This is a genomic window from Paraglaciecola hydrolytica, from assembly GCF_001565895.1.
In the GTDB taxonomy this organism is placed as follows: Bacteria; Pseudomonadota; Gammaproteobacteria; order Enterobacterales; family Alteromonadaceae; genus Paraglaciecola; species Paraglaciecola hydrolytica.
This window is the reverse complement of the sequence record NZ_LSNE01000003.1, coordinates 551496-566285: the sequence shown is the minus strand read 5'-3', so window position 1 is coordinate 566285 and position 14790 is coordinate 551496. Positions and strand designations below refer to the sequence as shown.

At 41.9% G+C, this 14790-nt stretch carries 10 protein-coding genes; 6 read left to right on the top strand and 4 right to left on the bottom strand.

Going from position 1 to position 14790, the window contains the following annotated elements; genetic code table 11:
- Together AX660_RS05050 and AX660_RS05045 are read right to left on the bottom strand one after the other, a co-directional pair.
- On the bottom strand, positions 1 to 894 hold an 894-nt coding region (locus AX660_RS05050; RefSeq protein WP_327082844.1), incomplete at its 3' end, for a ligand-binding sensor domain-containing protein.
- A gap of 178 nt (positions 895 to 1072) precedes the next feature.
- Positions 1073 to 3832 (bottom strand): insulinase family protein, encoded by a 2760-nt coding sequence (locus AX660_RS05045; protein WP_068373432.1) that lies wholly within the window; start codon positions 3830 to 3832, stop codon positions 1073 to 1075.
- Between the two features lie 116 nt (positions 3833 to 3948).
- On the opposite strand from AX660_RS05045, the gene sixA reads away from it, so the two are divergent.
- On the top strand, positions 3949 to 4446 hold the full coding sequence (gene sixA / locus AX660_RS05040) for a phosphohistidine phosphatase SixA (protein ID WP_157884305.1): 498 nt from the start codon (positions 3949 to 3951) through the stop codon (positions 4444 to 4446).
- Between the two features lie 37 nt (positions 4447 to 4483).
- Positions 4484 to 4669 carry a hypothetical protein gene (locus AX660_RS05035; protein WP_068373424.1) on the top strand — a complete coding sequence of 62 codons (186 nt, stop codon included), beginning with the start codon at positions 4484 to 4486 and terminating at the stop codon, positions 4667 to 4669.
- Between the two features lie 195 nt (positions 4670 to 4864).
- Here the strand turns inward: AX660_RS05035 and AX660_RS05030 are convergent, their stop codons facing one another.
- Positions 4865 to 6172 (bottom strand): HlyC/CorC family transporter, encoded by a 1308-nt coding sequence (locus AX660_RS05030; RefSeq protein WP_068373421.1) that lies wholly within the window; start codon positions 6170 to 6172, stop codon positions 4865 to 4867.
- A 93-nt stretch (positions 6173 to 6265) separates the two neighbouring features.
- Positions 6266 to 7054: a cytochrome C assembly family protein gene (locus tag AX660_RS05025; protein WP_068373418.1), complete on the bottom strand. Its 789-nt coding sequence runs from the start codon at positions 7052 to 7054 to the stop codon at positions 6266 to 6268.
- 290 nt (positions 7055 to 7344) lie between these two features.
- On the opposite strand from AX660_RS05025, the gene ffh reads away from it, so the two are divergent.
- The 4 genes from ffh (at position 7345) to AX660_RS05005 (ending at position 14705) form a co-directional block, all read left to right on the top strand.
- Positions 7345 to 8721 (top strand): signal recognition particle protein, encoded by a 1377-nt coding sequence (gene ffh, locus AX660_RS05020; RefSeq protein ID WP_068375219.1) that lies wholly within the window; start codon positions 7345 to 7347, stop codon positions 8719 to 8721.
- Between the two features lie 259 nt (positions 8722 to 8980).
- Positions 8981 to 10372, top strand: coding sequence for an efflux transporter outer membrane subunit (locus AX660_RS05015; protein ID WP_235594655.1), 1392 nt, complete (start codon positions 8981 to 8983; stop codon positions 10370 to 10372).
- 2 nt (positions 10373 to 10374) lie between these two features.
- Positions 10375 to 11613 (top strand): efflux RND transporter periplasmic adaptor subunit, encoded by a 1239-nt coding sequence (locus AX660_RS05010; RefSeq protein ID WP_068373415.1) that lies wholly within the window; start codon positions 10375 to 10377, stop codon positions 11611 to 11613.
- The gene (locus AX660_RS05005) at positions 11610 to 14705 is read left to right on the top strand and encodes an efflux RND transporter permease subunit (RefSeq protein ID WP_068373412.1); all 3096 of its coding nucleotides are present in this window, start codon (positions 11610 to 11612) and stop codon (positions 14703 to 14705) included. Before AX660_RS05010 ends, AX660_RS05005 begins: the two co-directional genes overlap by 4 nt.
- The last annotated feature ends 85 nt before the right edge of the window (positions 14706 to 14790 follow it).

Below are 14790 nucleotides of genomic sequence, written 5' to 3'. Positions count from 1 at the left end.
AGACTCATCTTTAGGGTCCAATACACTCAGCCCCATGGTAGTTGCAAACCAAATTCTACCTAAATGATCTTCTGCCAAACTCCTGACTTCACCTCCCACAATGGCTGGTCGAGAGTTAGTATCAATGTGAGTTAATTCAAAATTATCACTTTGATATTTATAGGCACCTAAATTAGTTGCGAGCCAGTAAGTGGAACCTGTTTTTAGTAAATCAAAAAGATGTGTTGCACTTACCTTCACATTCCAAGGATTTGTATCTTTTAAGCTATATAAATAATTAGTTTGGTTATCTAAAATGAAAATTCCGTGACCTAAACTACCAATCCATGTTTTATCTTTTTCACTGAATATAAATTTTATTTCTGGTGGTAAGGAGGCTCCAATTGTTTGCATGACAACAAACGTATCAGTTTGAGCTTCATACAAATAGAGGTTTTTATCATCTGCAACAAGCAATTGGCCCATGGCATTTAGAGCTAGGGTAAGTATGTCGTTGTTTTGTAATGAACTGTTGGATCTGTTGTATGTAATAAAAATATCTAATTTTTCATCGTATCGGGCAAGACCTGAAAGTGTACCAATCCAAAGATTACCTTCACTATCTAAAATTAATTGTTTAATAAGATTGTCTGGAAGAGAACCTTTGATCTTGGGGGTATGTAGATATTGTTTGAATTCATAACCATCAAAGCGGTTCAAACCATTGAAAGTGGCGAACCACATAAAACCACGTTTATCTTCAATTATGTCTGAAACTGTACTTTGCGAGAGGCCTTGAGCCATAGAGAAATTTTGAAATTCTGAGTTTAAAGCATGGGCAGGCAAAACTAAGCAAGTGCTTAATGCAAGATACAACCAAAAGAAGCTTAAGTTTTTTAAATAGCGAATATGCACTTCACACCCACAGGTAGTGTTGCTACCTTGTTGTTATTAGAGTTATACGGCGCATATCCTTATTGCCAGTGCGTAAATATGCCGAAAATAGTGACTGCCTACAAGCATTTATCACCGAAAAAGCAATAAAGTATTAACATATTTTGATTGATTGATTGTTTTTTAGCTGATTAGGGTATTAATGCAGGTAATTACTGGTTTTTTTAAACTCTGATATTGAGCCGATCACCTGTTGAGATGGTGAATCTTGCCACTTTGGGTTTTTGCTGCTGATCAAAATTAACTCACCAAATTGTTCGCGTTTTATCCATTTTTCACAAAAATTGATGATGTCAGCAAAAGTCAGTTGTTCAAGTACTTTTGTCATTTTAGCTTGATGCTCAAAATTAAAATCTTTGTTGCCAATGGCCATCCAAAGTCGTTGGCTTTGCATACTTAAATGTGTGTCGTTTTCACTTAACTGGCGCATTACACTAGACTTTAAAGATGGCCAGATTTCTTGATAAGTTAATAGTTGAGCACGGAATTCGTTGATAAACCCGTGGATAGCCACCAGCAACTGTTGGGCAGATTGATGTGGTGACTGAATATACAAGGCAATGCCGGGATGTTGGTTATAGGGCAAGTAACCACTGCCCACTAAATAACCCAATTGGCGTTCGGTCCGCATTTGATTAAAGAAAGGCGTTGCCAGTAATTGCTCAAGCAAGATAGTTAATGCGGTATCTTGGATGCTGGCACTTGGTGCTTGGAAATAACACACCACAGCATCATCAGGATGCTGGCTATCAACATGGTGTATCTGGCTTGGTACATGACGCAAATCAGCCAACCCTTTTTTAACTGGTGGGTTAACCTGATGTTCTCTGCGGAATTGTTTTACTTTCAACAATACTTCATGGGTATCTTCTATGCCCCAGTTACCAAACATCATGCCTTCCATGTAAAAACTAGCAAATAACTGGTCTTTGGTGGTCAGTATATCGCTTAATTGTGTTTCAAACATGATTTCTGCCATGTCGATTGGCGCATAGTTATACTGTTGCATTAATACCGCTAAAAGCGAGAACAAGCGGTTAATTGGTTTATTTAACAAGCTATTACCTAAAGCCTGCAGTTGATTGGCTTTGATTTGTTCAAAACTCCCTGCAAAATCTTCAGACAATACAATTTGAGTTAATAGCTGGGTACAAAACTCCAGCTGCCTAGCACTGAAACCATTGGTTTGCAGCGAGAAACCACCCTGGTGGGGATATAAATGAAAATGCATACCGGCAAGGTTGGCCTGATAATATTTTTGTTTTAGTTTTTCGTTAATCAATGCAACCCATAAACGTTTGTGGGTTGCCGTGGTGATGCCATTGGCACTTGTAGCACAATCAAAAGTAATAAAACAATCGCCTTTAGCTTGCAAAAATTTATGATCCTGCCCAAACCATAATTCCAGCCCTTGTTCATTGACTAGTCGTTTAGGTAACTTGAACTCTTCTTGCAGATTTTTCACTAGGCTACAATCTGGCAAATAACGGTTGGCTTGAGGTAGTTTAAGTTGGGTGATTGCCGGTGGATTGGCATAGTCAGCTAAGCGTCCTGATGAAAGGGCAATTGTTTTATAGGGAGTATCGTACCAACGTGCAACTTTGTCGGTTTGCAGAGCTTTATGAATAAGTTTGAGGCGCATATTTTGCGGTTTAAATAGTGCGAGCATTTGCTCAATTAAGGTGACACTCGGCTGATCAAGTAGGTAGTCACCTGCCAAATAATGTTCGCTCGGATAGTCAAACATGGCATGGGAAAGTTTTAAAGCTTCATCAATGGGTTTTAGTGGCTCTGAATAATTCCACATCAGATTATTTAAGACTCTTAGCTCCTCAAGTCGCCAAGATTCAAGCCCTTCTGTGCTGATTAATTGCAAATATGAAAACAACGTACGTACGATATTATCGACTTTAGTCAGACCTTGTTGGGTGAGCTGTAGGTTAATATTAAAGTCTTTAAAATTAGCTCCATCAATACCACCTCCGGCACTGAGACTGGTTGCCCAATTTTGAGACTTGTAATAATCCAGTAAACATCCCTGTCCTTCGTCACCCAAAATGTGACTCAAAAATGCCAAGGGTTTTGTGCGATAAAAATCATGCTGGCTAGGCAAGGCAAAAGTAATAATCAAACGTTGAGCATGTTGCAGTGGCTCAATATTAATTTGTAAACCTAGGTGGTGCTCAAGGTACAAAGGTGGGTATTCAGGATTTTCAAGCGGTGTGGTGTTTTGCCAGTGTTTAAAATGTTTTTCTATCAAGTTTTTAGTTTTTGCTAAAGGTAATTGACTGACTACGCATAATCTAAGATTGGCAGGCTGATAAAAACGTTGATGAAAACTGTGCAGTTTGTCTTTGAGTTGTGAAGGCGTGAATGCCCCGAAAGTTTGATTATTTCCAACTGAAAATTTACTAAAAGGATGCTTTGGATTACAGGTTTCTTTATGTACCTGATACAAACGCCGCAAATCGTCTTTTTGTTTTAATAGGTATTCAGCATCAATCGCTTGAATTTCCTTGGCGATATAAGCTTCTGCAAGCAAAGGGCTGCTGAGCATGGCAGCAAACTGAGCTAGGGCTTCGTCGAGCTGTTCGCTTAATACATCAAAAAAGTAACTGGTATATTCGGTTGCGGTAGAAGCATTAATACTGCCGCCGTGTTGAGCGACAAAATTACTTAAGGCATTGGCTTGTTGATATGACGCATTGCCCAGAAATAACAAGTGTTCGAGTAAGTGACTCAAACCATGACAGTCATCATGATCATCAAAATGACCAACGTGTAAAGTGGCAGAGCAGGCTGATTTTTGACTTTTTAGATCTTCAACCACCAAAACACCCATGCCATTTGGCAGAGTAATGTGTGCATATTGGCGTAGATCCGTGGCGCTTTTAAGCAAAGTTATATATCCACATAATTAAATCTTATCAAGCATAAACTAAATTTATCACTCTACAGATTTTTATATAGGTTATTTGTTATATTATTGTACTGAAAGTCCCCCTAATGAAATTTATGAAATTAATTGTCATGCGGCACGGAGAGGCTGAAGCCAGTAATTCTTCGGATAAAATGCGAAATTTGACAGCGGACGGCAGACGTCAGGCAAAAGAAGCAGGCAAATGGTTAGCAAGCCGTGTGCTTAATAATCAAGCTATTAGCCTTGCTTTAGTAAGCCCTTATGTGCGAGCCCAACAAACCTTTGAAGGTTTAAGTGCTGGGCTGAAGGTTAAACAAAAGCGTGATGTTGTAGAGCTCATCCCAAGTGCTAAAGCGCGGGCTATGCACCTTATCTTAGATGGTTTTTTGCATGAAAATCCCATGCTTGAAACTGTGATTTTAGTTAGCCATATGCCATTGATCAGTTTTTTGATGGCTGAATTATTGGAGAATAAACAAGCTAGTTTATTTGACACTGCCAGTATGGCTATCATCGACTATGATATAAATATCAGTTCGGGAGTACTCTCGGAGTTTTATCATCCGTGTATGCAACAATTTGAGTTGAAGTAAACTTTAGTTATTCAGGATCAAAACCGATAACACTAAAATGAAAGCAAAAAGCCTACCCGCATATTTGCAACAAGTGTTGGAACACCATGTTGCAGAATCCCAGTTGACGCCTGATGATGAACTTCGGGAGATTTTTGGCAAGCTGCAAAACCTGAATGACAAAGTGGAAATGCTCAAAAATAAAATCAAAAGTAATCGCGAGAAGAATTTAAACGCTGTTTAAACCATGCGATTTGCTTACTTTTAACGGCATCGCTGCGCGACAGTGCATGCGCTTCGCTTACGCCATTCATGGCGATTTTTCAAACCTCGTCCCGAGGCTCGACTCACTTGAAAAACACCGAAATAAGCGCAGCGCATGCTTTAAAAGGCTTGGTAAGTGCAACGCGTAATCTTAGTGGCGAAGCGATAAGCGCTTTTACCCAGATAAACTACTAGCGTCTTTGCCATTCTCGGCACGATAAAGCTTCGGCATAACCCGCACCGTTTTGACCATATTATCTTTCATTTCGATAATTTCGATAGGATAGCCCGCTAAGCGTAGGCTGATATTGGCTTGGGGAATGTCTTCTAAATATTCGAGGATTAATCCATTTAAGGTTTTTGGGCCTTCGGTAGGGAAGTTCCAGTCGAGTTCTTTATTGAGTTCCCTGACGTTAACACTGCCGTCGATTAATACACTGCCGTCTTGTTGTAAGTTGGCTTCTTTGCTGTGGTCGGGTAAAAAGCTGGTGGTAAAATCACCTATGATTTCTTCAAGTATATCTTCGAGGGTCACTAAACCCTGAATGTCACCGTATTCATCGACCACTAAACCGATACGTTCTTTAGCCGCCTGAAATTTATACATCAAGGTATGCAGCGGGGTTGACTCTGGTGTGTAGTAAATTTCACGCACAGCACGTAGCAAACTGGCCTTGGTAAACTGATCTCTAGACAAGAGTCTTAAGGCATCACGTACGTGTACAAATCCTACCGCATCATCGATGCTGTCGCGGTACAACAGTACTCGTGTATGTTGAGCATTAACTAATTGTCTTTGAATGTCTTTCCAGTCGTCATTGATGTCAATAGCGACTATGTCACTGCGCGGCACCATGATGTCTTCGGCGGTGACTTTTTCGAGATCCAAGATACCCACCAACATATCTTGGTGTTTTTTGGGGATCATAGCACCGGCTTCAAATACTACAGTGCGTAACTCTTCACGGCTTAAACTATCACCACTGCCATCAATAGGACTTATACGAAACAAGGCCAGTATGCCATTGGTAATGCCGTTTATTAGATAAACAAAGGGATAAAATACCAGTAACAAGGGAGTTAGAATAATTGAACTAGGAAACGCAATTTTTTCTGGATACAAGGCTGCAACTGTTTTTGGCGTAACTTCAGCAAAAATGAGTACCACGAAGGTTAAGATCACTGTGGTTAACACTAAACCAAGTACATCATCACCGAGTAAACGACTACCGATAATACCTGCGATGATAGAAGCAGCAATATTGACTAAATTATTGCCGATTAAGATAAGACCTATCAGCCGATCAGGCCGATCGATTAAATTTCTGACCCTGATCGCGGCTTTATTGCCTTCGTTTTCCAAGTGTTTGAGACGATAGCGATTTATCGACATCATGCCTGTTTCTGAACTTGAAAAAAATGCGGAGAGTAAAATAAAAACACCCAGGAGAATAAACAAACTACTGGTGGATATGTTGTCCAACGAAAAACTTCCTCATCATTTTATGAACGCAGACTTTAAGGGCTAATGCAGCACTATTCAAGCGGCTTTTTGCTAACTTAAGTTGATTTGAGATTAACCTAGCAGTACTTCGCGTACAAAACGACTACCAAAATAGGCTAAGGTCAAGATTATGGAGCCAACAATGGTGGCAGTGATCACTGGTTTACCACGCCAGCCAAATTTGGCATGACCAAATAAAATGACGCTATAAATTAACCAAGCTAACAAAGATAATACGGTTTTATGGGCTTGTTCTTTGGCAAACATGTTTTCTAAAAAAATAAAACCACTGATCAACGACAAGGTTAGCAACACGGTACCGACTAGCAGCAGTTTGAACAATATAGTTTCAACTGCCATTAACGGTGGTAAAGATGAATGTAACAATGAGGCCTTTTTTTCTTTCAGGCGCAAGTTGATATAGGCCAACTGCAAGGCGTATAAAAAAGCGATGCTCAAACAGGCGTAGGCTAATAGGGCAAATCCAATATGGATAAGCAAAGCGGGTTGAATATCGTAGTGCATTATATGCACATTGGGCATCAGTGGATTAATTAGTACCACTAAAGCCGTAAAGCCATAAACCACGGGCAATAAAATGGTGTTGGGTAACTTAAATGAGGCCAGCAACATCGTGGCGCTAATAAGCCAGCCAACCAAGGAGGCGACATTCAAAATACTCATATTCTGACCAGGTACTAACAATACACCGTCTGCCAATATAAAAGCATGAAGTCCGAGGGCTGCACTAGCTAAGAGCGAGGCCTGGTTTTTTTTAGGCCCTTGATGGGCAAATAATCCGGCGACTATGATCCCTGCAGCCAAGGCATACAAGCCACAACAGATGAGGTCTAATATCATTGAGCCAATCTTCCATTACACACCACAAATCACTCCAACTTCTGTAGAACTATTACGCTACAAACAGCCAATAAACTAACACTAAATATTTAAGGTTTATACCCAGCCAGCGCAATTTACTCAATCAAAGATTGCAAGAGGACAATTAGCCGTGGCGTTTATTGTTGTTGATTTCACTATGTTACAAACAAATCACGGCATTATTGTCGATTGAATGTTCTTATCTGGGAGTGGTTTCGCTATACTGGCAGCAATTTTTTACATTAGGTAAAGCAGGTAAAGAGATATCCATGTTTGAGAACTTGACTGAACGTTTGGGGCAAACCCTCAAAAACATTAGTGGCAAAGGCCGTTTAACTGAAGACAATATTAAAGATACCTTGCGTGAAGTCCGCATGGCCTTGCTTGAAGCCGATGTGGCATTGCCAGTGGTGCGTGATTTTATCAATCAGGTTAAAAATCGTGCGGTTGGTACTGAAGTATCAAAAAGCCTTAACCCTGGTCAGGTTTTCATTAAAATAGTTCAGTCTGAACTTGTTGCGGTAATGGGCCAGGCTAACGAAAAGCTCAATTTAGCGGCTCAGCCTCCTGCAGTAATATTAATGGCAGGTTTACAAGGTGCGGGTAAAACCACCTCTGTAGGTAAATTGGCTTCTTTTTTAAAGCAACGCGAGAAAAAGAAAGTATTAGTGGTCAGCGCTGACGTTTATCGTCCCGCCGCTATCAAACAACTTGAAACCCTAGCCACAGATTTGGAAGTGGGATTTTTCCCTTCAGCTATCAATCAAAAACCCATCGATATCGCACTGGCTGCTATCGAACATGCTCGCAAACAATTTTACGATGTATTGATAGTGGATACCGCCGGTCGTTTGCATATTGATAACGACATGATGGCCGAAATTCAGGCCCTACATAAAGCCATTAAACCTATCGAAACTCTGTTTGTGGTAGATGCCATGACAGGTCAGGATGCGGCTAATACGGCTAAAGCCTTTAACGATGCCTTACCTTTAACTGGTGTGATTTTAACTAAAGCTGACGGTGACGCCCGTGGTGGTGCCGCGTTGTCAGTACGTCATATTACCGGTAAGCCCATTAAGTTTATTGGTATGGGCGAAAAACTGGATGCCCTAGAAGCCTTCCATCCAGATCGAATTGCCTCGCGCATTCTTGGCATGGGCGACGTACTGAGTTTAATCGAAGAAGTTGAACGTAAGGTTGATAAAGAAAAAGCCCAAAAGCTCGCACAAAAAGTGCAAAAGGGTAAGGGCTTTGATTTACAAGACTTTAAAGAGCAACTTGAACAAATGCGTGATATGGGCGGCATGATGTCGTTGATGGACAAAATGCCCGGTATGGGCAATATGTCGGCGCAAGTTAAAGAGAAAGCGAACGATAAATCCTTTAATCAAATGGAATCCATTATCAACTCGATGACACCTAATGAACGTGCCAAACCAGACTTGATTAATGGTTCGAGAAAACGTCGTATTGCTGCAGGCTCTGGTACCCAGATCCAAGACATCAATCGTTTGCTCAAACAGTTTACCCAGATGCAAAAGATGATGAAAAAAATGACGGGTGGCGGTATGGGCAAAATGATGCGTAATATGAAAAGTATGATGCCTCCCGGTGGTATGGGTGGCATGTTTCCTAAACGTTAGAAAAAAGCTTCTATACCCCTTATTATTGGGATAGCACGGCGGCGAATGAGCGCAGCCAATAAAGTGCAGTTTCAAAAGTGAAAGGTATAGCATTAAGCCCTGCCTCTGTGCAGGGCTTTTTTGTGTTTAATAACATATTTAAATGAGTGAAACATTTGTACACATTTTCGTAAATTTTAGTAAAGGTGATTGTCGGTCTTTACTTAATAATGGTTGAATGTAGCCTGTTAACTCCCTACTGGGTTTATTTGTAAAAATAATGAACAAAAACACACTATTTGGCTTGATTTTCTTGTCTATGATGTTGAGTGCATGTAGCACTCAACATCAGACTTATTCCCAGCAGAGCAAAGCTGATATACCTGCTAATTGGCATCAACAGAGCCAAGCCTTAGTCGTTGAGGATAACTGGCTACAAGAGTTTAAACAGCCTTTTTTGTTTAAACTGGTGCAACAGGCACTAACACATAATCAGAACTTGTTGCAGCAAGCCTATCAGCTAGAAATAGAAGAGCAGCGTGTTATTGTCAGTGGCGCAACTTTGCTGCCAAGTCTTGATTTGTCGGTGCGTAATAGTCGTACTAAAAGTGCTACACCAACTACTTATGCTACGACCAGTTCAGCCAGTCTCAATCTTGCTTATGAAGTGGATATATGGGGTAAGTTATCTGCTTCCCAGCGTCAGGCCAATCTAAGTTATTTGGCCCAAAAATCCAGTTTTGAACAGGCTAAGCAGCAGTTAGTCGCCGATGTGGTGATTGCGTGGTTTAACAGTTTAAGTGCCCAGCAACTAGAAGCTTTGTATCAAGCCCGTGTCCATAATGCTGAACAAAATTTGGATATTATTGAACAGGGCTACCAGCAAGGTTTAAATGCCGCGCTTGATGTTTATCTAGCTCGGAATAACTTACATAGCGAACGTTCACGCCTTACCCAGCAACAGGCAAGTAGTTTACAAAGTTCACGTGTTTTGGAGCGTTTGTTAGGCAAATATCCTAAAGGGCAGGTGCCCTTAAGTGCTAAAATCCCCTTGTTAGAGAATACTATTCCCCAAGGTTTACCCAGCGAATTAGTTACTCGTAAACCTGAATTGGTCGCCAGTTGGTATCAGTTATTAGCCAAAGACGCGGCTTTGGCTTACGCCCATAAACAGCGTTTTCCTAGCCTTAATCTCAGTGCCTCCTTAAGTGACAGTGGTGAAAAACTCTCTGATGTGTTTTCGCCCAGTAGCTTAGCGTGGTCATTGATTGGCAGTATCAGCGCGCCGATTTTTAATAACGGCAAACTAAAGGCTAATGAAAACATTGCCAAGCTGACACTTAAACAAGGTGAGCAACAATATTTAGATACGCTGTATAGTGCATTTAATTCAGTCGAGACGGCTATTAGCCAAGAAAGCTCACTCGCTGCCCGTTACCAAGCCACCCTAGCGGCGCGAGATAATGCGGTTATTGCAGAGCAACTAGCTTTTGAGCAATACAAAACCGGATTAGTGACTTATACCACGGTACTAGATGCGCAAGGTCGCTCCTTTGATGCACAAAGCTCATTAATTGAGCTTAAAAATCAACTTATTAGTAATCGCGTAAATTTACATGTCGCCCTAGGTGGTGATTTTTCTGCTGCCAACAACATTACAAGTGATCAGTAATCATGACTCTCAAAAAAATTCTTCTTCCCACTGTAATTGTTATTGCGACTGTACTGGCATTTAATTTTATTTTGGCAAATCCACCAGAAGCCCAACGGGGCGGGGCACCTAAAACCGCAAAAATTGTGGTAGAAACCCAAAAACTTGAAGCATTGCAATATCATGTGCAGGTCGAAAGTTATGGAGTAGTCAAACCCCGAACTCAAAGCATCTTAGTGGCGCAGGTGTCCGGCCAAATCATCAGCATTGCCGCACAATTTCGTGAAGGTGGTTTTTTTGAGCAGGGTGAAGTGTTGGCGCAAATTGATGATCGTGATCATCTTGCCGATGTTAAAACTGCTCAAGCCAATGTCTTAACCGCCCAGCAGACTTTGTTGGAAGAAGAAGCTCGTGCACAACAAGCGTTTACTGACTGGCAACGTTTAGGTAATGGTCAACAGGCGAGTAACCTAGTATTACGTAAACCCCAACTTGAAGCTGCCAAAGCCAAGGTGTTGTCGGCCCAAGCAGCCCTTGAAAAATCCCAGTTAAATTTAGAACGCACCAAAGTTATTGCGCCTTATGCGGGGCGGGTATTAAGCAAAAATGTCGATGTGGGGCAGGTTGTTAGTAATAACAGTCAGTTAGCTGAAATCTACGCCACTGATAAGGTCGAAATTCGTTTACCGATCAAAAACAAAGACTTGGAATTGATGGATTTGCCCGAGCAGTTTCGTGGTGCCGGTAACACGCCTTTAGGCTCACCGGTGTTGTTTCATTCAGATTTAGTGGGTGAGCAAAATTGGCAAGGCAATTTGGTCCGTACCGAAGGGGCTATTGATACTGGTGCGCAGCAACTCTATGTGGTAGCACAAATCAACGATCCTTATAAAGCTACTGCAACTAACAAATATCCAATAAAAATTGGCCAATACGTCAAAGCCCAAATTAGCGGCCGAGAGTTATCTGGTGTGCTGATGATCCCTAACGCCACTATTTATCAGGGTAGTTATGTCTATATTGTGGAGCAGGGGGTGCTTAAACGTAAAGACATCGTTATTCGTTGGCAAAACAGCCAACAGAGTATTATTGCCAGTGGTTTAGAGTTTGGTCAGCAATTAGTGTTAACACCACTAGGTCAAGTGAGTTCGGGTACGGCTGTATCTATCAAAGGACAAGATCAAATTAGAGGGCAAGAAGGCTTCAAGGGGCAAGAACCGCGCAACGATGGGGCTAAAAAGTCTGGCGGAGCAAACTCATGATAGCCTGGTTTGCCAAAAATCATGTGGCAGCTAACTTACTGTTGATCAGCATAGTATTAGCGGGCTTGTTTTCGCTAACTACACAAATCCCACTTGAAGTCTTCCCATCATTTGAAAGCGATACTATTAGTGTATCGGTATCGCTGCGTGGCTCTACCCCAGAAGATGTGGAGCAAGGTGTAGCCATCCGTATCGAAGAATCGGTACAGGATTTGGAAGGCATCAAACATATCACAAGCCGATCATCGGAAGGCTCGGCCTCGGTGAATATCGAGCTCGAGAATGGTTATGATCCCCGCGAGTTGCTAGCCGATATCAAAAGCCGGGTAGATGCGATTAATACTTTTCCGGTGGATGCAGAAAAACCCATAGTGGCGCTAGCTGAGCGTAAACGCGAAGTTATAGCAGTGACCATCGCCAGTGATTATGGCGAAAAAGAAACCCGTGAATTTGCCGAGCATATCCGTGACCAGTTGTTAACACTGCCCAATGTTACTCAGGTTGAGCTAAGTGGTGTGCGTAACTACGAAATCGCCGTGGAAATCAGCCAAGACACCTTACGTCAGTACAACTTAAGTTTGGCGCAAGTTTCTAATGCTATCAGCAGTTTTAGCAGTGATGTGTCGGCAGGTAACTTAAAAACCGATGGGGGTGACGTACTGATCCGCTCCAAAGGTCAGGCTTATCGTAAAGATGAATTTGCCAACATAGTGATAAAAAATCAGGCCGACGGCACGCTTATTCGTTTAGGAGATATCGCGAATATTAGTGACGATTTTGAAGAGACTCCGGTGCGGACTCGTTTTAATGGTAAACAAGCGGCGTTTTTAGATGTGTATCGTATTGGCCCACAAAGTGCGATTACTGTGGCCGATGAAGTGAAAGACTTTATTGTTGAACAACAAATCAATTTACCACAGGGGTTTGAGCTCAGTTATTGGGATGATGATTCAGAATTAGTTAAAAGTCGTTTGTCTACCTTAACCACTAATGCTCTACAAGGTGGAGTATTGGTGCTGGCCTTACTTACTTTGTTTTTACGTCCAGCCATCGCTTTTTGGGTATTTATCGGTATTCCGGTATCTTTTATGGGCGCGTTTTTAGCTATGCCTTTGTTTGGCGTAACCCTCAACATTATGAGTTTGTTTGGTTTTATATTGGTGCTAGGCATAGTGGTGGACGATGCCATTGTCACGGGCGAAAACGTTTATACCAAACTCAAAACCGCCAAATCCGGCGAAGAAGCGGCCATTCTTGGTACCCAAGAAGTGGCTACGCCAGTGACCTTTGGCGTACTTACCACGGTAGCGGCGTTTATGCCTTTGGCTTTTATTGAAGGTGCCCGCGGAGCCTTGTTTGCCCAACTACCGGTCGTCGTGATCCCAGTCTTATTGTTTTCTTTAATTGAATCTAAGTTTGTCTTACCTGCCCACCTTAAATACCTGAAACTGCGGGATCAAAAAGGCAAACCTTCTAAGTTCGATCAGTTTCAACAGCGCTTTGCTGATGGTTTTGAGCGCGGCATTATCAAATATTATCAACCCATTTTAAAACGCGCCCTAAATAATAAACTGACTACTCTGAGTCTGTTTGTCGGTACCTTTTTGATTATTTTGGCGTTGATCATGAGTGGCTGGACCAAGTTTGTGTTTTTCCCACGTATTCCTAGTGAAACAGTGCGCGTTAGCCTGACTTTACCCACAGGTACGCCCTTTGAAGTGACGAATAATCATGTTATCGACATGTCGAACAAAGCCCGCACCTTACAAGAAAAATACCGTGATGCTGACAGCGGTGAAAGTGTGATCCTCAACATTTTGGCTACCACCGGCAATCGTGGTGGGGCTTCTAATACGGGCCAGGTTCGTTTTGAAATTACTCCGGCTGAAAAACGCGAATCGGCTATTACCTCTACCCAGTTAGTCGCTGAGTGGCGCGATATGATTGGTGAAATACCCGGTGCTGAAAGTTTGACGTTCAGAGCCGAAATTGGCCGTAGTTCTAATCCTATTGAAATTCAACTCAGTGCCAATTCATTAGATACCTTACAAGAAGTGGCGGAGTTAATTAAAAGCCGTTTATCCACTTATCCTACTGTGTTTGATATTGCCGATAGCATGTCTGACGGTAAACAAGAACTGCAAGTTGAACTAACCGAACAAGGCTTAGCCTTGGGGCTCAACCGTGTCAGTGTTTCAACTCAAATCCGTAACTCCTTTTTTGGTGCGCAAGTTCAACGTATTCAACGAGGCCGCGATGATGTGCGGGTGATGGTGCGTCTACCCTTGAGTGAGCGGCGCTCGGTGGCTGATCTGCAAAATATTTTAATCACTACTCCAAGTGGTAGTACAGTGCCTTTGTCTCATGTCGCCAAACTTATTCCAGGTCAAAGTCCTACCTCTATTTTAAGGATTGATCGTTTCAGAACCCTCAACGTCAGTGCTGATATTGAAAAAAGCAATACCAACATGACAGTGTTACAAGCCGATCTAAGCACTTACTTAAATGACTTAATGGTACAGTATCCTGGGGTGAACTACACCATGGAAGGCGAAGCCAAAGAACAAGCAGAGTCTTTTGGTTCGTTGGCTTGGGCCCTGTTATTTGTGTTTTTTGTTATTTACACCTTGTTAGCCATCCCGTTTAAATCCTATTGGCAACCGATTATCGTCATGAGTGTTATCCCTTTTGGCATGATAGGGGCCGTGATGGGGCATTGGGTAATGGGCATGGAGCTAACCATCATGAGCCTATTGGGCATGCTGGCCTTGATAGGTGTGGTCGTTAACGATTCGTTAGTATTGGTGGATTTTGTCAATAAAAAGCGCAGTGAAGGAATGGATCTAATCGAAGCGGTTACCACCGCAGGAGTAGTACGTTTTCGGCCGATCATGTTAACCAGCTTAACCACTTTTATCGGTTTAATGCCCTTATTGTTTGAAAAAGCCACCCAAGCTCAGTTTTTGATCCCCATGGCGGTGTCACTCGGTTTTGGTATTATTTTCGCTACCTTTATCACCTTGTTAATGGTGCCAGTAAACTATATTTTGTTAGATAGAGTCCGCAGCAAGTTTGTGGGTAAATCAATTTAAGCCAAAGATTACTGGCTCATTATTTGATTAAAGCTAGTGAGCGCAATAAAAAAGCGTATCAGGTATTTTTCCTGATACGCTTAAA